This is a genomic window from Nocardia cyriacigeorgica (assembly GCF_029868385.1).
In the GTDB taxonomy this organism is placed as follows: domain Bacteria; phylum Actinomycetota; class Actinomycetes; order Mycobacteriales; family Mycobacteriaceae; genus Nocardia; species Nocardia cyriacigeorgica_F.
The window spans coordinates 23,414-46,347 of the sequence record NZ_JARWNX010000019.1; the positions used below are offsets into that span (position 1 = coordinate 23,414).

Below are 22,934 nucleotides of genomic sequence, written 5' to 3' on the forward strand. Positions count from 1 at the left end.
CCTGCACCCTAACGCCCGCTTGGTGTCGACGGCCCGGACGAGGTCTGTCAGCGGGAGCGGTGGCTGCCGAAGCGGCGGGCCCGACGGGCGAAATAGCGGCCGTCGACGCGGTCGAGTGCGATGGACTGGCTGAACGCCTCGCTGAGGTTCTCGGCGGTGAGCACATCCGAGAGCAGACCCTGCGCCACGACATTGCCCTCGTTGAGCAGCAGGCCGTGGGTGAATCCGGGCGGGATCTCCTCCACATGGTGGGTGACCAGCACGGTGGCGGGGGCGTCCGGGTCCGAGGCCAGATCGCCGAGCCGTTCCACCAGTTCCTCGCGCCCGCCCAGGTCCAGCCCGGCGGCGGGTTCGTCCAGCAGCAGCAGTTCCGGATCGGTCATCAGGGCGCGGGCGATCAGTACGCGCTTGCGCTCACCTTCGGACAGGGTGCCGTAGGTGCGGTCGGCCAGATGTTCGGCGCCGAGGCTTTCGAGCATATCGATGGCGCGGTCGGTGTCGATATCGTCGTAGCGTTCGCGCCAGCGGCCGAGCACCGCGTATCCGGCCGAGACCACCAGATCGCTGACCTTCTCGTCGCGCGGTACGCGGCTGGCGACTGCGGCCGAGGACAGGCCGATGCGAGGCCGCAGTTCGTTGATGTCGACCTTGCCGAGGGTCTCGCCGAGCAGATTCGCGAGACCGGAGGTCGGATGCACCTCCGCGGCGGCCATCCGCAGCAGTGAGGTCTTGCCCGCGCCGTTGGGGCCGAGCACGACCCAGCGTTCGTCGAGCTCGACCTGCCAGGTGACCGGGCCGACGAGGGTATGCCCCGAGCGGCGGATGGTGACGTCGGTGAAGTCGATGAGCAGATCGGGATCCGGTTGCGGCACGCGCTCCATCTTGGCCCAAAACCCGCACGGGCGTACGACCGGCCCGCGTACCGCTGGTGACAGATACCGACCGATTCAGCGAGTGTGCCGTCCGGGGGTGGCGATCACCGTCATCGAACCCGGTGCCACCTCGGTGAATCCGGCGTCACGTACAGCGACAGCCGTGCCCGCGGCGACCGCGCGGCTCAGCTCGGCCCACCGGTCGGGGTCCGATTCGCGCACCGCGCAGGCGAACTCGTGCTCGGCCCATGCCCGCGCCGCCGGCTCCGGCAGAGCGCCCGCCAGCAGCATGCTCGCATGCCCCACCTGGGCCGCGGCCTTGCCGAGGGTCATGCCGAGCGCCGAATTCACCCACAGCACGGGCAGTTCGGGGTCCGGCGGGCCGGGATCGTCGTGGTCGAGGTCGGTCCCGCCGATCTGGAGTTTGCGGATGCGCGGATCGATCTCGCCGACCGGGCCGGGCAGCAGGGCGCGTGCCTGCGCGCCGTCGAGTTCGACGGTGACGCCGTCGACCTCGTTGGCGGCGGCCCATTGCGCACCGCGCGCCCGCCGGGCGACCTTACGGATCCGCGACCGCTTCCACGCCAGATATCGCGGCTCCCAGTCCCCGCCAGCACCGACGCGCGGATCCAAGCACAACGCCACCGCGGACGCGGCCGCCGCGGCCAGCAGTGCGCTGCGGGCGGGCGGATCGGCCTTGGGCAGGTACAGCACCATCTGCATGGCCTGCACCAGCGCCGGATCCTCCGGGTCGCCGCGACCGCCGTAACCAGCGGCCAGCTCGGCATGCCGGGCGGCGAAATCGCCGTCGGTCACCCGGACCGGTTCGGCGGGCGCCGGATCCGCCGCCTCCGGGGTGACGGACTCGGGAGTGTTCGTCATCGCCGCGCCTCAGCCCAGCGGAACGCGACGCAGCAGCCCGTCCTTGGCGTCGGCTGCCTCAACCTCGTCCCTGGTGACGCCGAGGATGAACAGCACGGCGTCCAGGTAGGGGTGCGAGAGCGCGGCATCGGCGATCTCCCGCAAGGCGGGTTTGGCATTGAACGCCACACCGAGTCCGGCGGCATTGAGCATATCGATATCGTTGGCGCCATCGCCCACCGCGACGGTCTGCTCCATCGGCACCCCCGCCTCGGCGGCGAACTTGCGCAACGCGGTGGCCTTGGCGGCCCGGTCGACGATCTCGCCGACGACCCGTCCGGTGAGCTTGCCGTCGACGATCTCGAGCGTATTGGCCTGGACGAAATCCAGTTCCAGATCATGTGCCAACGGCTCGATGACCTGGCGGAACCCGCCGGAGACCACACCGCAGCGGAAGCCGAGCCTGCGCAGGGTGCGGATGGTGGTGCGCGCACCGGGCGTCAGCTCGATCCGTTCGGCGACCTCCTCGATCACCGATTCGTCGAGCCCGGCCAGTGTCGCCACCCGCTGACGCAGCGATTCACCGAAGTCGATCTCACCGCGCATCGCCGATTCGGTGACCCGGCGGACCTCGTCCTCCACGCCCGCGTGCGCGGCGAGCATCTCGATGACCTCACCCTGGATCAGGGTGGAGTCGACATCGAACACGATGAGCCGTTTGGCGCGCCGCGCCAGCCCGGCCCGCTCCACCGCGACGTCGACCTCCTCGGCGACGGCGACATCGGCCAGCGCCGTGCGCAGCCGGGAATCGGTGTCGGCGCCGGTATCGATGGCGGAGACCATCAGCTCCATACCGGTCACCGGATAGTCGGCGACCCCGCGGATGGCGTCGATATTGGCGCCGAGCGCCGCGAGCTGACGGGAGACGGCGCTGAAGGCGCGCGCGGTCACCGGGGCGCCGAGGATCACCACGGCGTGCGTGGGGACCGGTGCGCGGGCCGGTTCGGCGTCGATGTCCACCTCGACGTGCATGCCGACGGTGTTCATCGCCTCCTCGAGCTCGTCTTGCAGTTCCTCGGGATCGTTCGGACAGGTCACCAGCACACCGAGGGTCAGCCGACCCCGGATGACGACCTGCTCCACATCCAGCAGGCTGACCTGATGCCGCGACATCGCCGCGAGTAGCACCGACGTCACACCGGGCCGGTCGGGACCGGTGACGGTGACGAGAACTGTGGTGTCTGCCAAAACCCTGCGCTCCAGTCTGTGTGCCTGATCAGGCGGGGACCGCCCGCACCAAACGAGTGTGCACCCGCTGGTCACCCAGCAGGTGCACACTCATCCGGAATGCTGCTTCCGCCGTCTACTTGGTCAGGGCGCCTTCATGCACTTCGGTGGCGTGCTTACCCGAACCCCAGCCGACGTGGGCCTCGGCCCGCATCCGCTCGACCATATGCGGATAGTGCAGTTCGAAGGCCGGACGCTCGGACCGGATGCGCGGCAGTTCGTAGAAGTTGTGCCGCGGCGGCGGGCAGGTGGTGGCCCACTCCAGCGAGTTGCCGTAGCCCCACGGATCGTCCACGGTGACGACCTCGCCGTAACGGTAGCTCTTGAACACGTTCCACAGGAACGGAAGCATCGAGGCACCGAGCACGAACGCACCGATCGTGGAGATGGTGTTCAGCGTGGTGAAACCGTCGCTGGGCAGGTAGTCGGCGTAACGACGCGGCATACCTTCGGCACCCAGCCAGTGCTGCACCAGGAAGGTGGTGTGGAAGCCGATGAAGGTGGTCCAGAAGTGCCATTTGGCCAGGCGCTCGTCCATCATGCGGCCGGTCATCTTCGGGAACCAGAAGTAGATACCGGCGTAGGTGGCGAACACGATGGTGCCGAAGAGCACGTAGTGGAAGTGCGCGACCACGAAGTAGGAGTCGGTGACGTGGAAGTCCAGCGGCGGGCTGGCCAGGATGACGCCCGACAGACCACCGAAGAGGAAGGTGACGATGAAGCCGATGGAGAACAACATCGGCGATTCGAAGGTCAACTGCCCCTTCCACATGGTGCCGATCCAGTTGAAGAACTTCACACCGGTCGGGACCGCGATCAGGAAGGTCATGAACGAGAAGTACGGCAGCAGCACGGCGCCCGTGGCGTACATGTGGTGCGCCCACACCGCGATGGACAGGGCGGCGATACCGAGGGTGGCGTAGACCAGGGTGGTGTAACCGAAGATCGGCTTACGGCTGAACACCGGGAAGATCTCGGAGACGATGCCGAAGAACGGCAGCGCGATGATGTACACCTCGGGATGGCCGAAGAACCAGAACAGGTGCTGGTAGAGCAGGATGCCGCCGGTGGCCGGGTCGTAGATGTGGCCGCCCAGGTGGCGGTCGTAGGCCAGGCCGAACAGGGCGGCGGTCAGCAGCGGGAAGGCGAGCAGGACCAGGACGCTGGTGACGGCGATGTTCCAGGTGAAGATCGGCATCCGGAACATGGTCATACCGGGGGCACGCAGGCAGACGACGGTGGTCAGCATGTTGACACCACCGAGGATGGTGCCGAGACCGGAGACCGCGAGGCCGAGGATCCACAGGTCGGTGCCCACACCCGGCGAGTGCAGGATGTCGGTGAGCGGCACATACGCCGTCCAACCGAAGTCCGCGGCGCCACCGGGGGTGATGAAGCCCGCGGTCGCCATGGTCGCGCCGAACGCGTACAGCCAGTAGCTGAAGGCGTTCAGTCGCGGGAAGGCGACGTCGGGGGCGCCGATCTGCAACGGCAGGATGATGTTGGCGAAGCCGAACACGATCGCGGTCGCGTAGAACAGCAGCATGATCGTGCCGTGCATGGTGAACAGCTGGTTGAACTGTTCGGGCGAGAGGAACTGCAAGCCGGGACGTGCCAGCTCACCACGCATCATCAGCGCCATAAGGCCGCCGATGAGGAAGAAGACCATCGACGTCGTCAGGTACATGACGCCGAGGACCTTCGGGTCGGTCGTGGTGACCATCTTGTAGATGAACGACCCCTTGGGACCGGTCCGCGCCGGAAAAGGCCGAGTCGCTTCTAATTGAGGGACTGGCTGGGGCTCTACGGCAGTCACTGATCCTCCTGAAGGTGCCTTTAGGTCGCTCCGCAGGCTCCACTGTCAGCATGTGTCCGGGGCGCCCCGGGCACACGACGGTAGCTTGCGCTCTTCGAATCGTAAACCGTGCTGCCGCAGCGAACCGAGCGGGTCCTACTCTGTGTCGTATTCGCGGCCCGTCGACGCCCGTTTTCGCTGACCCGCCGTGGTGTGTCGACCCCGGATGGCCCGGATCGGTGGACGGTCTTCCCGGCCGTCGACGACGCAGACCACCGCGAAAGCCGCCACCGCACATGACGGGCAGATCGTCGAGGCGTCCACAGCAGGGGCGATGGCGATTCTCGGCGAATCGGCCGACGCGCGTTTCGGTCCGGGCGGCGACGAGGGCCGTGCACCGGTCGACCCGACCGGTGAGGGTGCACGCATGTACCCTCACCGGCATGCCGGTGAGCGCGATAGTTCATGGACGCACCCGAATCCGCACGATCATGGGCGCCGTCGTCGTCGGCTGCGCCGCGCTGACCGGCGCGGGTTGCGCGACCCCTGCCGACGATTCGGCCTCGATCATCCGCACCACCACCAATATCGCCGGTGCGGGTGTGGTGGGAATCGAACGCGATACCGCGCAGGCGTGCAGCCTGCCCACCGCACCCGATCCGGCCGAGGGCGCCACCCGCTCGATCACCCATCCGTTCGGTGTCACCGAGGTTCCCGCCGATCCGCAACGCATCGTGGTCCTCAGCACCGCCGCCCTGGACGCGGTGTGCGCGGTGGGTTCGTGGGAGCAAGTGGTCGGCGCGGCCACCGTCGACGGCCCGAGCCCGCAGCCGGGCTATCTGGGGACGGGGATCGCCGAGATTCCCGGCGTCGGCACGGTCGCCCGGCCCGATCCGGCGCTCATCGCCGCCCTGAACCCCGACCTCATCATCGGCGACGTGCCCGCGGCGGGCGCCGATTTCGGCGCGCTGTCCGGTATCGCCCCCACCGTGCTGATCGGCGACGGTGGCGACTGGCAGGACGAATTCACCGCTATCGCAGCGGCTCTCGGCCGCGCCGAGGCCGCCGAGACGGCGTTGGCGAACTACCGCACCGAAGCGGCCGATATCGGAACCGCCGCATCCGCCAACCTCACTCAGGCCTCGATCGTCCGCTTCACCGCGGACGGCACCCGCGTCCTCGGCAACGACACCATGGCCGCGCAAGCCCTGGCCGCGACCGGCGCACAGCGCCCGACGGCCCAGCGGGAGGGTTCCTTCGAGGTCGACGAATCGGATCTGCTGCCGGTGGAGGGCGATCTGATCTATGTCATGTTCGACGGGGAGGAGGGTCGCGCGCACGGTGAATCGGTGTTGCGTTCGGACGAGTGGAAAGACCTCGGCGCCGCCGTCGACCGCCGGGTCTTCGCTGTCGACGACTCCGTCTGGCATACCCGCGGCCTCACCGCCGCGCGCGCGGTCCTCACCGATCTGAGCGACACCCTCAACGCCTACGTCACCGACTGACGACGCAACCAGCATCAACGCACCCTGGGGTGGGCAAACCGGCACCCTTGGAGTGCGCGTACCCGCGCCTTGGGGTCCTGCCGCCGCGTCCCCCCGCGGGCGACAGTGGATATGCGCACCGAACAGCGCCTCCCACATCAGCCACCGAGGGGACAGCCACCATGCACACTCGTACCGAATCGCGACCCGACAACCTCGCCGTGCTGCCGATGGCCCGGCAGGCCACCGTGGACCCGCAGGCCGTCGTGGTCGCCACCGCTGATGTCGCACTGTCCTACGCCGAACTGGACAGCTGGTCGAACCGGCTGGCCCGGCTGCTGCTCGAGATCGGCGCCGGACCGGGTATCCGCGTCGCGATCGCGGTGGACGAACCGGTCGAGGCCGTGGTCGCCGAGCGGGCGATCGTCAAGATCGGCGGTATCCCGATGCCGATGAATCCGGGCGAAGCCAGCGCGTTCGGCACCGGGATCGGGGTCACCACCAAGCAGGAACGGCCCCGGCTCGACGAGCGGATCGGCTGGTTGGTGCTCGACGATCGGTCGACCCTGCGCCGCTATCTGGCCGGATCGGCCGATCCGCTGACCGATGCGGACTTCGCGGTCGTCGCGCGATCTGCCTGATCCAGGTTCTCGGCCCGCACCCGCGCTACCCGGACGGCAAAAACGGGTAGCGCAGTGTGGGCGATACGCCCACGGCGCGCGCCGCGCCGGTTCACACTGGAACTTGCCGCGTTGTTGCTGCGCGGCGAGTACTACCACCACCGCGGTAGCTCGGGGGCGACTGCCTCGGTCGGGCTACAGCGCGGTCGGAACGTAGGACTTCGATGCCACACCCCTCAGCTTCCCCCACCGATATCGCCACCGGCCTGCCCGGCGGCGCGTTCCCGCTCTCGGCCGCGCAACGCGGTATCTGGTTCGCCCAGCACGTCGCGGGCGAGACGCCGATCTCCATCGCGCAGTACATCGAACTGACCGGACCGGTCGACACCGCCGCGCTGGCCGAGGCCGCCCGTACGGCGGGCCGCGAGTTCGGCACCGGATTCCTGCGGCTGATCGAGGTGGACGGACATCCCTTCCAGCTCGTCGACCCCACGCTCGACGACGGCATCATCGAACTCGATCTGCGCGGGGCACCCGATCCGGCGGCCGCGGCGCACACCTGGATGCGCGCCGAATACTCCACTCCGCTGCATCTGACGCGCGACCGACTCGTGCGGATGGCGATGCTGCGCCTGGCCGACGAGCACTGGTACTGGTACTCACGCATCCACCACATCGTGCTCGACGGTATGGGCGCGTTGACCATGGTCCAGCGCACCGCCGAGCTGTACGACGCGGCGATCGCGGGCGAGCAGCCGCCACCGGCCAAGGCGGCGGATCTGCGCACGATCGTCGATGCCGATCTGGCCTATCGCAGCTCGGATCGGTTCACCGCCGACCGCGACTACTGGTGCGAACATCTGGCCGGGATGGCCGATCCGGTGAATCTGGCTGGCCGCACCGCCGAGGTCGACGCGCATCCGGCGCGGGTCGCGGGATCGCTGCCCGCCGAGACGACGGAACTGCTGGATGTGGTCGCTCAGGCGGCGGGTTCGGGTATGGCGCCGACCGTGGTGGCCGCGTTCGCCGCGTATCTAGGGGCGATGACCGGTGCGCATGAGGTGGTCTTGAGTCTGCCGGTCTCCGCGCGCAGTACCGCCGCGCTGCGCCGGTCCGGCGGGATGATCGCCAATGTCGTTCCGCTGCGGCTGGATCTGCCGCCGACCATGACGGTGGGCGCCGCGATCCTGGCCGCGCAGAGCGAGCTGACCGGGGCGTTGCGGCGGCAGCGCTATCGGCAGGAGGACATCGTCCGCGATCTGGGCTGGGCCATGGACGAGGCGGTGTCGTTCGGGCCGACGGTGAATCTGATGATGGCCGACACCAGGATCGTGCTCGGCCCGGTCGTCGGCCGATTGCATGTGCTCACCTCGGGGTTGATCGATGATCTGTTCGTCAATCTGTATCCGGGTGTCGGCGGCGAGAGCACCCATATCGATTTCCAGGCCAACGCGAATCTGTACAGCGATGCCGAGCTGGCGGGCCACCACGAGCGGTTCCTGTTGTTCCTGCACCGATTCCTGGCCGCGGGAACCGACGCGCCGCTGTCGACCATCGAGGTGCTGACCGACGCCGAATATGCCGAACTGGTCCCCGCGTGCGGCCCCGCGGGCGGGCGGGCGGACACGCTGGCGGCCGTCCTCGCCGCGGGCGCGGTCCGTGCTCCCGATGCGGTGGCGCTGGTGGGTGGCCCGGTACGGATGAGCTACCGGGAGGTCGACGAGTACACGAACCGGTTGGCCCGAGTGCTGATGGCGGCGGGTGCGGGCCCGGAGCGCGGTATCGCGACGGCGGTCGCGCGTTCGGTGGAGTCGGTGCTCACCATGTTCGCCATCGCGAAGACCGGCGCACCGTTCGTTCCGATCGATCCCACCTATCCGGTCGATCGCATCGAGCACATGCTCGATGACAGCGGTGTGGTCGCGGGGGTCACGACGGCCGCGGCCAGGAATGCACTGCCGGATCAGGTGGACTGGCTGGTACTCGATGACGCGGCGACCGAAGAGGCGGTGGCCGCGGCGAATTCGGCGCCGACCACCGATACCGAACGCCGCGCGCCGACGCATCCGGATCAGGTCGCCTACATCATTTACACCTCCGGGTCCACCGGGCTCCCCAAGGGCGTGCTCGTCACCCATCGCGGCCTCGCCGATCTGGCCGCTGGGTCTGCCGCGGGTTTCGGTGTCGACGCGGATTCCGTAGTGGCGCATGCTGTTTCGCCGAGCTTCGATATCTCGGTCGAGGAGATTCTCATCGCTTGGACCACCGGGGCGACGCTGGTGGTGGTGCCGCCCGCCGCGTTCGCGGGCGAGGAGCTGGCCGAGGTGCTGCGCGCACACGAGGTGACCCATCTCAATGTGACGCCGACGGTGGTCGGATCGCTGGACCCGGCGACGCTGCCGCGGCTGCGCACGGTGATCGTCGGTGGCGATGCCTGCCCGCCCGAGCTGGTGTCGGTCTGGGCGGGTCGCGCGCTCGTCAACGGTTACGGGCCGACCGAGACCACCGTCACCGCGACGCTCACGGCACCGATGACACCCGGCGCACCGGTCACCATCGGCGTCCCGGCGCGCGCGGTCCGCGCGGTCGTGCTCGACCCGTGGCTGCGCCCGGTCGCGCCCGGTGTGGTCGGCGAGTTGTATCTGTCGGGTCCGGGTGTGGCCCGCGGCTACCACCGGCGTACCGGTCTGACGGCGAGCAGGTTCGTCGCCGACCCCTACTCCCCCGGTGCCCGGATGTATCGCACCGGTGATCTGGTGCGGTGGATCGAATCGGATGGTAGACCCGAGCTGGAGTATCAGGGCCGCAGCGATTTCCAGGTCAAGATCCGTGGCTTCCGTATCGAACTCGGCGAGATCGATGACGCGCTACAGCGGCTGCCGGGCGTCGAGTTCGCACTCACCGTCGGTGCCGAAAGTCCTTCCGGTTCCACCGCATTGGTGTCGTATGTGGTCACGACCACCGATACCCATCCCGAGGCGCTGCGCGCTGCCGTCGGCCGGACCCTTCCCGCCTATATGGTGCCCGTGGTGATCACGGTGCTCGACGCGGTGCCGCTCACTCCGTTGGGGAAGGTGGACCGCAAGGCGTTGCCCGCACCGGATTTCGGCGCCGCCGCCACGACCACCGGGCGGGCGCCGTCCACCGCCGCCGAACAGACTCTCGCCGAGCTGTTCGCCGAGGTACTCGGGCTGGATTCGGTGGGTGTCGACGATAGTTTCTTCGCCCTCGGCGGTGACAGCATCGTCTCCATCCAGCTGGTGTCGCGCGCCAAGGCGGCGGGTCTCGGGTTCAGCGCCCGTGAGGTGTTCGAGCGGAAGACGGTGGCCGCGTTGGCCGCCGTCGCCACCGATGTGCGGGCCGAGACGGTGCACGAGCTGCCCGGCGGCGGCGTGGGCTCCGTGGAACCGACGCCGATCGTGCGCGCGATGATCGATATGGGCCGGACGTGGGATCGCTTCGCGCAGGCCGTGCTGATCGGGCTCCCGGCCGGATTCACCAGGGCACAGTTGGGTGCGGCTGTTCGGGCCGTCATCGAGCGACACGATGTGCTGCGGTCGACATTGCGGCCCGTCGACGCGGAGTGGGAATGGGTTGTCGCCGAGCCGGGTTCGGTGGATGTCGACGCACTGATCGATGTCGTCGCTGCCGGTCCCGACCCCGAGGCGACCCGCGAACGCGCGCTCCAGCAGGCCGCCGATCGGCTCGATCCCGAACACGGCGTCGTCGCCCGCTTCGTCGTCATCGACTTCGACGACGCCGATCCGCAGTGCTGGCTGGTACTGCATCATCTGGTCACCGACGGCGTTTCCTGGCGCATCCTGCTCCCCGATCTGGCGATCGCCGCGGCGGGCGGCGAACTCGCTCCGGTCGGCACCTCGTTCCGGCGCTGGGCGCACGCGCAGACCGAACAGGCTGCGACCCGAGCGACCGAGCTACCGGTATGGCGGCGCATCGTGTCGACCGCCGATCCGGCGTTCGGTGCGCATCGGCCGGATCCGGCGGTCGACACCGTCGCGACCATGGGCCGATGGCAGACGACGATCCCGGCCGATCTCGTCGATCAGGCGTTGCACAGCGTGCCGGACCTCTTCCATTGCGGCGCCGACGATGTGCTGCTCACCGCGCTGACCATGGCCGTATGCCGCTGGCGGGACCGCACCGGCGCGCTGATCACGCTCGAAGGGCACGGCCGGGTCGAGCAGATCCTGCCCGGCGCCGACGTCTCCCGTACGGTCGGCTGGTTCACCAGCGCCTATCCCGTCGCCATCGACCTGGCCGGGATCGACCTCGACGACGCGTTCGCCGGTGGGTCCGCCGCGGGCGCCGCGGTCAAGGCCACCAAAGAGCAGTTGCGGGCGATCCCGGACAAGGGTGTCGGCTACGGCATGCTGCGCTATCTGTACGCGGACACCGCCGCGGAACTGGCCGCCGCGCCCGCACCGCAACTCGGCTTCAACTACCTCGGCCGGGCCGCCACCGGCGCGGTGGGCCCCTGGCTGCCGCACCGCGTCGCCGCCACCCAGGACGATGGGGCGCCACTGCCCGCCGTGATCGATATCAATGCCGTGATGACCGACAGCGGTCTCGAGGTGACCTGGGATTTCGCCACCCGTCTGCTGGACGCGGCGGATGTGCGGGCGCTGGCCGGACTCTGGGGCGATGCTTTGCGGGCACTGGTCGACCATGCCGGTACCGCGGGCGCGGGCGGGCGCTCGCCGTCAGATTTCGACCTCGTCGCGGTGACCCAGTCCCAGATCGATGAGTGGGAGCGGCGCTATCCGGTCCTGGTGGACGTGTGGCCGTTGTCGCCGCTGCAATACGGGCTGCTCTTCCACGCCAGATACGACTCCGACACCGCCGACGGGTACACGGTGCAGTCGATGCTCACCCTCGCGGGAACCGTCGACGCGGCCCGATTGCGTACCGCGGCGCAGGCACTGGTCGATCGGCACGAGAATCTGCGGGTCGCGTTCATCGAAACCGATGACGGCCCACGCCAGCTCGTACTCGGTGCCGCCGAGATCGGTTGGCAGGAGCTCGACCTCACCGGCGTCACCGAGGCCGAACGCGAACTGGACCGGCTGATCGCCCTCGATGCCAACACCCGCTTCGACCTCGCCCGTCCACCGCTGCTGCGGTTCACCCTGATCCGCACCGCACCCGACACCTATCGCCTGGTGATGACCAATCACCATCTGGTGCTCGACGGTTGGTCGACGCCGCTGCTGGTGCGCGAACTGCTGACCCTCTACGTCACCTCCGGCGACACCACCGCACTACCGCCCGCCCGGTCGTACCGGGAATTTTTGGCCTGGCTGGCCGAACAGGACGATGACGCATCGATCGCGGCGTGGTCGCAATACCTCGCGGGCGTCGACAATCCGACGCGGGCCGTGCCGTCCCTGGCTGATATCGAATCCACCGACATCGGTGAGACCTCGGTCGAACTCACCGCACAGACCCTCGCCCGGCTGGAGTCGGCGGCCCGTGCCTGTGGCGCGACCGTGAACACGATGGTGCAGGCCGTATGGGCGATGCTGCTGGCCATGCGCACCGGCCGCACCGATGTGGTGTTCGGTGGCACGGTGTCGGGCCGACCGCCCGAACTCGCCGGTGTCGAGGACATGGTGGGGTTGTTCATCAACACCCTGCCCGTCCGGGTGCGCTTCGCACCCGAGGAGCCGGTGGCCGAACTGCTCGCGCGGATGCAGGCCGATCAGGCGCGGCTGCTCGACCATCAGCACGTCGGGCTCGCCGCCATCCACCAGGCTGTCGGGCTACCGGAACTGTTCGACACCCTGACGGTGTTCGAGTCCTACCCCATCGATCGGGAGGCATTGTCGCAGGCCCTCGACATCGCGGGCATGCGGGTACTGGAGGTGGCGGGCACCGATGCCACGCCATATCCGCTGAATCTGATGGTGATTCCGTTGCGCGGCCTCGATGGCCGCGACGCCATGCGGATCACGCTGAAATATCTCGCCGATCAGCTCGACGGCGCGGACGCGAGCGCGCTGCTGGCACGTTTCGTGCGGCTGCTCACCCAGTGCGCCGACGATCCGCGGCAGCCGCTGGCCCAGTTGCGGTACTGCGATGACATCGAACTGGCCGAACTCGCACCGGTGCACGGGCCGCCGTCGGTGCCGCCGCGGTCGCTGCCGGAGATCCTTGCCCACGGCGCCGCGATCGATGCCACCGCGGTCGCGGTGGACGCGGGCGAGTTCACCATCAGCTACGGCGAACTCGACGCCTGGTCGAATCGGTTCGCGCGGGTCCTGCTGCGGCGCGGGGTCGGCCGCGAGATCTTCGTGGTGCTGGCCATGACCCGATCGCTGGAATCGGTGGTCGCGGTCTGGGCGCTCGCCAAGACCGGCGCCGCGTTCGTGCCCTTGGATCCCAGCCATCCGGTGGAACGCATCGAGCACATGCTGACCGATTCGAAAGCGCCGATCGGTGTGACGGTCACCGAGATCGGCCGGACCCTGCCCGGCACCATCGACTGGTTACTGCTCGACGACCTCAACACCATCCGCCGGGTCATGACCGTATCGGACGCCCCGATCACCGATGCCGAGCGCGGCGGCCCGATCGTGCTCGACCAGGTCGCCTACCTGATCTACACCTCCGGTTCGACGGGCAAGCCCAAGGCGGTGCTGGTGAGCCATCGCGGACTGGCGAATCTGGCCGCGGACGAACAGGAATCGCTGACCATCGACGCGACGGCGGCCGCCTTGCAGGTCGCCTCACCGAGCTTCGACGCCTCGGTGTTCGAACTGGTCATGGCGCACGGCGCGGGCGCACGACTGGTGGTGTCGCCGCCGGAGGTCTACGGCGGCACCGAACTCCAGCGGCTGCTGCGGGCCACCGGGGTGACCCATGCGGTGATCACACCGTCGGCGCTGGCCACCATGGAGCCCACCGATCTGCCCGATCTGCGGCTGCTCGCCGTTGCGGGTGAGGCGGCGACGCCGGAGCTGATCCAGCGCTGGTCGCCGGGCAGGCGGATGGTGAACCTGTACGGGCCCACCGAGTTCAGTATCTGGGCCACCGGTCCCGCCGAACTCGTCGCGGGAGAACCGGTCACCATCGGCGGGCCGATCCGGGGGACCGCGGCCCTGGTCCTGGATTCCTGGTTGCGTCCGGTGCCGGTCGGCGTGGCCGGTGAGCTGTATCTGGCGGGGCCTGCGCTGGCCCGCGGCTATTTCCAGCGGGCCGCGCTGACGGCCGAACGTTTCGTCGCCGATCTCTCCGGCGCACCGGGTGAGCGGATGTACCGGACCGGCGACATGGTGCGCTGGGTGCGTACCACCGATGGGTCCTTGGCGCTGGAGTATCTGGGCCGCAGCGATTTCCAGGTCAAGATCCGCGGGCTGCGCGTCGAACTCGGTGAGATCGACGCGGTGTTGTCGGCCGACGAGGAGGTCGAGTACGCGGTGACCATCGGCCGCGCCGGGCCTGCCGCAGCGACCGTGCTGGTCTCCTATGTGCTGCCCGTGCAGGGCGCCGCGCCGGAGCCGGAGCGGCTGCGTGCGCGTGTCGCGGCGGAGCTACCCGGATATATGGTGCCCGCCTATCTCGTCGTGCTGGACGATATCCCGTTGACGCCGGTCGGCAAATTGGATCGCACGGCATTACCGGTGCCCGATTTCGCCGCGAGTCGCCGCCCCTATCTCGCGCCGAACGGACCGGTGGAGCAGGCCGTCGCGGGGGTGTTCGCCGAGGTGCTCGGTAGTGAACGCGTCGGCGCGGACGAATCCTTCTTCGAACTCGGCGGTAATTCGCTCAGCGCCACCCGGGTGGTGGCGCGGGTGAATTCGGCGCTCGGCTCCACGATCGCGCTGCGCGATCTGTTCGATGCGCCGACCGTCGCCCAGCTGTCGGCGCGGGTGGTGCCCGCCACCGACGGTGCGGGCGGGCGGTTCGTGCTCGCGCCGCGGATCCGCCCGGACCGGGTGCCGCTCTCACCTGCCCAGCAGCGCATGTGGGTGCTCAACCGGATGGACCCGACGTCCTCGGCCTACAACATCGCGGTCGCGCTGCGCCTCACCGGCGACCTCGACCACACCGCCATGCGGCAGGCGCTCACCGATGTGGTGCACAGGCACGAGAGTCTGCGCACCGTGTACCCCGCCGACGCCGCGGGGCCGCGTCAGGTCGTGGTCGGCGCGGAGGTCGCCACTCCGGCACTCGAGGCGATCGACACCGATGATGGCGCCGCACTGCGGATCAGGATTGCCGAGCTGACCGGCGCGGGATTCGATATCACCGAACGACCACCGCTGCGGCTGGGCCTGTTCCGGCTCACCGACTCCGCCGAACCGGTGCATGTGCTGGTGCTGGTGGTACACCACATCAGCGCCGACGGCTTCTCGATGGCTCCGCTGGCAACCGACCTGATCGCCGCGTATTCCCGCCATCACCGCGTTCCGGTCGGCGGGGCCACGACCACGACGGAGACCGAAGAGTCACCGCTCACGGTGCAATACGCCGATTTCGCGCTCTGGCATCGGGAACTGCTCGGCGACGAATCCGATCCGGATTCGCTGGCAGCACAGCAGATCCGGCACTGGACCGCTCAGCTCGACGGCGCACCCGATGTGCTCGACCTCCCCGCCGACCGGCCACGGCCCGCCGTGCAGTCGATGCGCAGCGCGGATATCGAGGTGCGCATCGATGCGGCGCTGCATCGCGGGCTGGCCGAACTGGCCGCGGCCAACGAATCCAGTCTGTTCATGGTGTTGCACGCGACGCTCGCGGCCCTGCTGGCCAGGCTCGGCGGCAACCAGGATGTGGTGATCGGTACGCCCGTCGCCGGTCGCGGTGAGCAGGCCCTCGACCGGCTCGTCGGCATGTTCGTCAACACCCTGGCGCTGCGCACACCGGTGGATCCGGCCGCCGGGTTCGGTGAATTCCTTGCCTCGGTGCGGGCCACCGATCTGGACGCGTTCGCCGCCGCCGACATCCCGTTCGAGCGGCTGGTGCAGATCCTCGACCCCGCGCGCTCGACCGCACACCACCCCCTGTTCCAGGTGTCGCTGTCCTTGCAGAATTTCGTCGAACCCGTACTCGAACTGCCGGGCCTGCGGATCGAACTGCACGATTCCCAACGTGATTCCGCACAGTTCGATCTCATGCTCGACCTGCGCGAACACCTCGACTCGAGCGGACAGGACGGCGTGGACGGTCTACTGACCTACGCCACGGACCTGTTCGACGCCGAGACCGCCGCCACCCTGGCCCGCCGGTGGCTGCGTCTGCTCACCACCGTCGTCGCCGATCCCGATATCGCGCTCGCCGATATCGACCTGCTCGACGACGCCGAACGCGCCGAACTGGTACCGCGGCGCGGGCCCGCGAGCGCGGGCAGCACCGACCTCGCGCGCATCCTCACCGACTCGGCGCGGCGATACCCCGACCGGCCCGCCGTGATCGCCGACGGACGGACCCGCACCTATCGGGAACTCGACGCCGACTCCGACCGGCTGGCCCGACTGCTCACCGACGCGGGTGCGCGACCGGAAACCGTTGTCGCCCTCGGTATGCCACGATCAGCCGCCCTGCTCACCGCGATCTGGGCGACCGCGAAGACCGGCGCCGCGTTCCTGCCCGTCGATCCGAAACATCCGGTCGACCGGATCGAGCACATGCTCGCCGATTCCGGGGCCGGGATCGGCGTCACCGTCGCCGCGCATCGGCCGTCACTGCCCGACCGCACCCGATGGTTGGTGCTCGACGACCTCCCGATGGACGAACCCGCGGGTCCGGCACCGGGCGTGGTCGAGCCTCGGCCCGACCATCCCGCCTGGGTGATCTACACCTCCGGCTCGACCGGAACTCCCAAGGGCGTCACCGTCACCCACCGTGGGCTCGCCGACCTCGTCGCCGCCCAACGCGAGATCATGGCACTGGATGAACAGGCCCGTGTACTGCATGTCGCGTCGCCGAGTTTCGACGCCTCGATCTTCGAGACCTTGATGGCGTTCGGCTCGGGTGCGGCCGCCGTCGTCGCGCCGCCGCAGGTGTACGGCGGCAGTCCGCTCGCCGAGTTGATCGACGCCGAACAGGTCACCCACCTGGTGATCACCCCCTCGGCGCTGGCCACCGTCGACGCCGCCGCGGTATCGAGTGTGCGGGTGCTGGCCGTCGCGGGTGAGGCGGTGGGCGCCGAACTCGTCGACCGGTGGTGCGCCACCTCCGGCCGCCGCATGCTGAACCTGTACGGGCCCGCCGAATTCACCATCTGGGCGGCCTCCTCGACCCCGTTGCGCGCGGACCGGCCGGTCACCATCGGGGGCCCGATCGGTGGCGCCGCGGTGCTGGTGCTCGATGATCGCCTGCGGCCGGTCCCGACCGGTGTCGCGGGTGAGCTGTATCTGAGTGGTCCGGCCCTGGCGCGTGGCTACCACCATCGGCCCGATCTCACCGCGGCCCGCTTCGTCGCCGATCCGTTCGGCGCACCGGGATCGCGGCTGTACCGTACCGGCGATCTGGCGCGCTGGGTGCGCGACAGGTCGGGTGCGCTCGAACTGGAGTATGTGGGCCGCACCGATTTCCAGATCAAGGTGCGTGGTCAGCGGGTGGAACTCGGCGAGATCGATGCGGTGCTCAGCCGCGTCGACGGCGTCGATGTCGCGGTCACGCTCGGTGTCGCGGGCCCGACCGGATCGACCGCGCTCGCGGCGTATCTGGTGCGGGCGCCGGGTGTCGATATCGATACTGAGGAGGTCCGGGCCTTCGCCGCCGATATCCTGCCCTCGTACATGGTGCCCGCCGCGTTCGTCGTGCTGGACGAGATTCCGCGTACCGCGGTCGGCAAATTGGACCGCGCCGCGCTGCCCGCCCCGGTCTTCACCGTCGACGAGACCGCCTACCGCCCGCCGAGCACACCGACCGAACAGGCCATTGCCGAGGTGTTCGCCGAACTGCTCGGCCGCGAACGCGTCGGTGCCGACGATTCGTTCTTCGCGCTCGGCGGTGACAGCATTCTCGCCATCCAGCTCGTCTCCCGCGCCAAACTGCGCGGCATCACCTGCACGCCTTTGCAGGTGTTCGAGCATCGCACCGTCGCGGCGCTGGCCGCGGCCGCCGACGCCACCGGTCCCGCGGTGACGCTGGCGGAGCTGCCCGGAGGCGGTGTGGGTGAGCTGCCGCTGACTCCGATCGTGCGGTACATGATCGAGCGCGGCGGCGATTTCGACCGGTTCGCCCAGACCGCGGTACTAGAGCTGCCGCCGGGAATCGAGCGTGACCAGCTGGTCGCGACCCTCACCGCCGTCGTCGATCGGCACGATATGCTGCGCTCCCGGCTGTGCCGACAGGGCGAGGACTGGCAATGGAGCGTCACCGAGCCCGGCACGGTCGATGTCAGCGCCCTGGTGCACCGGGTCACCTATGACGCCGTCGCCGATCCGGTCGAACTGCACGAATTCGCCGTCACCGAACTGGATTCCGCACTGCACCGGCTCGATCCGGCCGCGGGTGTCGTCGCACAATTCCTCTGGCTCGATCCGGTCGGTGCGGCCGGAACCAGAGCCGCACCCGGTCGGTTGATCGTCGTACTGCATCATCTCGCCATCGATGCGGTGTCCTGGCGCATCCTCGTGCCCGATCTGATCGCGGCGTGGGCGCAGGTGCGGGCCGGTAGCACACCGGTACTCACCGATATCGGCACGTCCATGCGGCGCTGGTCGTACGCGTTGACCGAACAGGCGCACACCGAGCGACGGATCGCCGAACTCGACTACTGGCATACGGTTCTCACCGGCCCCGATCCCCTGATCGGCCCCCGTGAACTCGACGCGGCGATCGATCGGACCGAGACGCTGCGCACGGTCGAAGTCGAGCTGTCCGCCGAGACGACCGCCGCCTTGCTCGGCACGCTGCCGCGACTGTCGGGCGGCGGTGTGAACGACGCCCTGCTCGCCGCCCTCGCCTTGGCGCTGGTGCGCTGGCGATCCGCGCGCGGCATCACCGAGCACAGCGCGCTCCTGCGGCTCGAAGGCCATGGCCGACAAGAGGAAGTCGTGCCCGGCGCGGACCTTTCCCGCACCATCGGCTGGTTCACCAGCATCTATCCGGTGCGTATCGCACTCACCGACATCGATGTCGAGGACGCGTTCGCCGGTGGGCACGCCATGGGCGCGGCACTGCGCGCGGTGGACCGCACGCTGCGCGCCGTTCCCGACCGTGGCATCGGATTCGGACTGCTGCGGTACCTGAACTCCGAGACGGCACAACACCTTCCACAGGCACTGCCGGGACAGATCGCCTTCAACTATCTCGGCCGCTATTCGACCACCGATATTCCGGCTGGTCTGGAAGGACTGGGCTGGCTGCCCACCGACGATCTCGGTGAACTGCCCGCCGCCGAACACCCCGATGTCCCGCTGATGTCCGCGCTCGCCATCGACGCGGTGGTCATCGGCGACCGGCTGCACGCCGGATTCGGCTACCCCGGTGAGCTGTTGGACCGGGCGGACGTGGAGGAGCTGGCCGCCCTGTGGGTCGAGGCGCTCGGCGCGGCAACCGCGTATGCACGCTCACCCGAAGCGCAGCGCACCGAGGCCGCCGCGGAACCAGCCGGGCCGGTGTCGGGACTCGGCCTCGACGTCCTACTGCCCATCCGCCCCGACGGCACCGCACCCGCCCTGTTCTGCGTACACCCCTCCTCCGGGATGGCGTGGAGCTATCTCGGCCTGGCCGAACGGCTGCGGCCGGGCCGACCCATCTACGGGCTCCAGGCGCCCGATCTGTCCGGCCGCGAGCCCTCGCCCCGGTCCATCGACGAGTTCGCCGACCGCTATATCCGGGAGATCCGCGCTGTCCAACCGGTCGGGCCCTATCACCTGCTCGGCTGGTCGTTCGGCGGATTGATCGCACACGCCATGGCGGCGAAGCTGCGGGCGGCGGGCGAAACCGTCGGGGTGGTCGCACTGCTCGACGCCGACACCGCCGATATCGACGGCGACACCATCGAGCGGCTCACCCCCGGCGGCTTCGTCAACAGCTTCGGCAGTGTGTTCGGCATCGACGATGTGCCTGCCGAGGCCACCGCGGCGGAGGCGGCGGAGGCGATCAGGGAACGGTTCGGCGGCGTCTCGATCATCGACGCCGACACCATCGAACGTATGGCCGGCTCCTACAACGCGGCCGCGCGCACCCGCACCGGCTATCGCCGTCCACGCTACGACGGCGACCTCGTCTACTTCAGTGCCACCGTCGACAGCTCCGACATCTTCGGCCCCGATGGCTGGCGGCCCTATGTGGCGGGGACGATCACCGACCACGAGGTCGAGGTCACCCACGACGAAATGACCACACCGTACGCGCTGTCGATCGTCGCGCAGGTGCTCGATACCCAGCTGGGAGGTCCGCAATGAGTCCCGAGGACGGCGTCGTCGTCGAAGGCATCGAAAAATCGTTCGGCACCGTCCATGCCCTGCGCGGTGTGGATTTCCGCGCCGCGCCCGGCGAGGTGCTCGGCATCCTCGGCCCCAACGGGGCGGGCAAGACCACCACGGTGAACATCCTGTCCACGCTGATCGCACCGGACCGGGGACGTGCGCTCGTCGCCGGGCACGATGTGGTCGACGATCCGGCCGCGGTCCGCCGATCCATCATGCTGACCGGCCAATACGCCGCACTCGACGATATGCTCAGCGGCTACGAGAACCTGGTCATGTTCGGCAGGCTGATGGGGCTGCGCAAACGCGCCGCCCGCGCCCGCGCCGACGAACTGATCGCCGGATTCGATCTGGTCGCGGCAGCGGGGCGCCGAGTGGGCACCTATTCCGGCGGTATGCGGCGGCGCATCGATATCGCGTGCGGGCTGGTCGTGCGCCCGGATGTGGTGTTCCTCGATGAACCGACCACCGGACTCGATCCCCGGAGCCGCCAGGGCGTATGGGATCTCGTCGGCGGATTCCAGCGCGCGGGTATCACCACCCTGCTCACCACTCAATACCTCGAGGAAGCCGACGCGCTCAGCGACCGGATCATCGTCATCGATCACGGTGTGGTGATCGCCTCGGGCACCGCCGACGAACTCAAGGCCCGCACCGGCGGCAGCTACTGCGAAGTGGTCCCGCTGGATCTCGGTGATCTCCCCGCCATCGCCGCCGCGCTCGGCTCACTGCTGCCGCAAGGCAACCGGGCGATGTTCACCACCGAATCCGACCGCATCGCGATCCCCGCACCGGACGGCGCGAAAACCCTCGCCGAGGCGCTGCGGCGGTTGGACGCCGCCGAGATCGAACTGGTCGATATCGCGCTGCGCCGACCCTCACTCGATGATGTGTTCCTCCAGCTCACTGGTCATCTGGCCACCGACGAACCCGCGACCGAGCCGGAACCCGCTGCCGCACAGGCACTGTCATGACCGCCGGTGTCTGGCTCACGAACGCGCGGGCCGCCCCGGTCACCACCGCGCAATGGTGGGTGCTCACCACCAGATTCATCGTGCCGTCGGTGAAATCGGGTGAAGTGCTCGCCTCGGTGCTCGCGCCCGTCGCGTTCACCGCGAGCTTCTATCTGCCGCTGAAAACGGTGATGATGTTCGCGGGCACCGGATTCAGCAGCTACGCCCAGTTCATGATGCCCATCGTGATCTTGCAGGCGGCGGCGTTCACAGCCATCTCGGCCGCGTTCCGCTCGGCCACCGATGCCGTCGCCGGACTCAACCGACGATTCGGCGCCATGCCGATCAACCCGTTCGTCCCGGTCGCGGCACGGATGTCGGGCAATGTCTTTCGGCTGCTCATCGCGCTCACCACCGCAGTGGTCTGCGGTCACGTCATCGGATTCCGGTTCCGCCTCGACGGCTGGCATACGCTCGGCTTCCTGCTGTTCGCACTGCTCGTCGGCATCGCACTGACACTGGCGGCCGATGTCATCGGCACCCTGTCCAAGAGCCCGGAGGCCACCACCCAGGCGCTGGTGCTGCCGCCATTGATCCTCGGCATGCTCTCGACCGGTCTGGCTCCGGCCGAACAGTTCCCGGAATGGGTGCAGCCGTTCGTCCGCAACCAGCCGATCTCCCAGTTCGTCATCGCCTTGCGCGCTCTGGCGGGCGACACCCTCGGCAATGCGGGCGAGGTGACGTGGTCGCTGATGGGTCCGCCGCTGGCGTGGGCGTTCGGCATCCTCGCGGTCTGTGTGCCGGTGGCCGTGCGGCTCAGTGGACGGAGCCGATGATGACGCTGCCCGCCACCCGCCCCGCCGATCTGCGCATCGATACCGAGACCTCCCCCGTCGCGCTCATCCGACACACCCTGATCCAGTCCCAGCGCCTGCTGCTGCGGTGGGCGCGCAACCCGATCACGCTGCTGGAAACACTGCTCATCCCCTGTCTGCTGCTGCTCATGCTCGATATCGTGGTCGGTGGGCAGATCCAGAAATTCACCGGCGAGGACGCGCTCTACGGTTCGGTGCCGATGGTCGCGGTCGTCGGTGCGCTGTCCGGCGCGGTCGCGGGCGGTGTGCTGCTCGGGCGTGAACGCGATGCCGGTCTGCTCGCCCGGTTCTGGGTGCTGCCGGTGCATCGCGCGTCGGGTCTGGCCTCCCGGATCGTGGCGGAGGGCTGCCGGATCTTCGCCGGAACGATCACCGTGGTCATCGTCGGATATCTGCTCGGTTTCCGTTTCCAGCACGGTGTCCCCGCGACCGTCGCATTCCTGTTCATCCCGACGCTGTTCGGTCTGGCCTTCGCCACCGTCGTCACCGCCGTCGCGGTGTACACGGCCAAAGCGACGCTGGTGGAGGGTATTACGATCCTCACCTCGCTGATGATGTTCTTCAGCACCGGTTTCGTACCGTTGGCCGCCTATCCGCAGTGGCTGCAACCGATCGTGCGTAATCAGCCGATGTCCACCGCCGTGGACACCATGCGCGCCCTCGCCCAGGGCGGCCCGCTGGCCCGGCCGCTCACGCTCACCCTGGTCTGGTCGGCCGCGGCGATCGTGCTGTTCGCGGTGCCCGCCACCGTTGGGTACCGGCGCGCCAGCAGACGCTGACT

10 protein-coding genes are annotated in these 22,934 nt (G+C 68.9%); 6 read left to right on the forward strand and 4 right to left on the reverse strand.

The features are described from left to right. Positions 1-47: 47 nt before the first annotated feature. The 4 genes from QH168_RS01690 to ctaD form a co-directional block, all read right to left on the reverse strand. Positions 48-881, reverse strand: coding sequence for an ABC transporter ATP-binding protein (locus tag QH168_RS01690; RefSeq protein WP_280232577.1), 834 nt, complete (start codon positions 879-881; stop codon positions 48-50). Between the two features lie 66 nt (positions 882-947). Next, the gene (locus QH168_RS01695) at positions 948-1,754 is read right to left on the reverse strand and encodes a peptidyl-tRNA hydrolase (protein ID WP_280232578.1); all 807 of its coding nucleotides are present in this window, start codon (positions 1,752-1,754) and stop codon (positions 948-950) included. 9 nt (positions 1,755-1,763) lie between these two features. Then, positions 1,764-2,981 (reverse strand): phosphoserine phosphatase SerB, encoded by a 1,218-nt coding sequence (gene serB / locus QH168_RS01700; RefSeq protein ID WP_280232579.1) that lies wholly within the window; start codon positions 2,979-2,981, stop codon positions 1,764-1,766. Positions 2,982-3,096: 115 nt separating this feature from the next. Continuing rightward, positions 3,097-4,836: an aa3-type cytochrome oxidase subunit I gene (gene ctaD, locus QH168_RS01705; RefSeq protein WP_280232580.1), complete on the reverse strand. Its 1,740-nt coding sequence runs from the start codon at positions 4,834-4,836 to the stop codon at positions 3,097-3,099. Positions 4,837-5,258: 422 nt separating this feature from the next. On the opposite strand from ctaD, the gene QH168_RS01710 reads away from it, so the two are divergent. The 6 genes from QH168_RS01710 (at position 5,259) to QH168_RS01735 (ending at position 22,932) form a co-directional block, all read left to right on the forward strand. Beyond that, entirely contained in the window at positions 5,259-6,320 is a 1,062-nt protein-coding gene (locus tag QH168_RS01710) for an ABC transporter substrate-binding protein (RefSeq protein ID WP_280232581.1), read from the forward strand. Positions 6,321-6,481: 161 nt separating this feature from the next. Beyond that, the gene (locus tag QH168_RS01715; RefSeq protein WP_280232582.1) at positions 6,482-6,940 is read left to right on the forward strand and encodes an AMP-binding protein; all 459 of its coding nucleotides are present in this window, start codon (positions 6,482-6,484) and stop codon (positions 6,938-6,940) included. A gap of 203 nt (positions 6,941-7,143) precedes the next feature. Then, positions 7,144-20,301, forward strand: a complete 13,158-nt coding sequence (locus QH168_RS01720; RefSeq protein ID WP_280232583.1) for a non-ribosomal peptide synthetase — start codon at positions 7,144-7,146, stop codon at positions 20,299-20,301. Beyond that, positions 20,298-21,299: an ATP-binding cassette domain-containing protein gene (locus tag QH168_RS01725; RefSeq protein WP_280232584.1), complete on the forward strand. Its 1,002-nt coding sequence runs from the start codon at positions 20,298-20,300 to the stop codon at positions 21,297-21,299. Before QH168_RS01720 ends, QH168_RS01725 begins: the two co-directional genes overlap by 4 nt. Beyond that, positions 21,296-22,114, forward strand: a complete 819-nt coding sequence (locus QH168_RS01730) for an ABC transporter permease (protein ID WP_280232585.1) — start codon at positions 21,296-21,298, stop codon at positions 22,112-22,114. Before QH168_RS01725 ends, QH168_RS01730 begins: the two co-directional genes overlap by 4 nt. Beyond that, positions 22,111-22,932 (forward strand): ABC transporter permease, encoded by an 822-nt coding sequence (locus QH168_RS01735; protein ID WP_280232586.1) that lies wholly within the window; start codon positions 22,111-22,113, stop codon positions 22,930-22,932. Before QH168_RS01730 ends, QH168_RS01735 begins: the two co-directional genes overlap by 4 nt. Positions 22,933-22,934: the final 2 nt, after the last annotated feature.

Excerpts from the sequence above, each read along its gene's own strand:
- QH168_RS01735 (WP_280232586.1), top strand. The coding sequence starts at position 22,111 with ATGATGACGCTGCCCGCCACCCGCCCCGCCGATCTGCGCATCGATACC.
- QH168_RS01720 (WP_280232583.1), top strand. The coding sequence starts at position 7,144 with ATGCCACACCCCTCAGCTTCCCCCACCGATATCGCCACCGGCCTGCCC.
- QH168_RS01695 (WP_280232578.1), bottom strand. The coding sequence starts at position 1,754 with ATGACGAACACTCCCGAGTCCGTCACCCCGGAGGCGGCGGATCCGGCG.
- QH168_RS01710 (WP_280232581.1), top strand. The coding sequence starts at position 5,259 with ATGCCGGTGAGCGCGATAGTTCATGGACGCACCCGAATCCGCACGATC.
- QH168_RS01730 (WP_280232585.1), top strand. The coding sequence starts at position 21,296 with ATGACCGCCGGTGTCTGGCTCACGAACGCGCGGGCCGCCCCGGTCACC.
- QH168_RS01715 (WP_280232582.1), top strand. The coding sequence starts at position 6,482 with ATGCACACTCGTACCGAATCGCGACCCGACAACCTCGCCGTGCTGCCG.
- QH168_RS01690 (WP_280232577.1), bottom strand. The coding sequence starts at position 881 with ATGGAGCGCGTGCCGCAACCGGATCCCGATCTGCTCATCGACTTCACC.
- QH168_RS01725 (WP_280232584.1), top strand. The coding sequence starts at position 20,298 with ATGAGTCCCGAGGACGGCGTCGTCGTCGAAGGCATCGAAAAATCGTTC.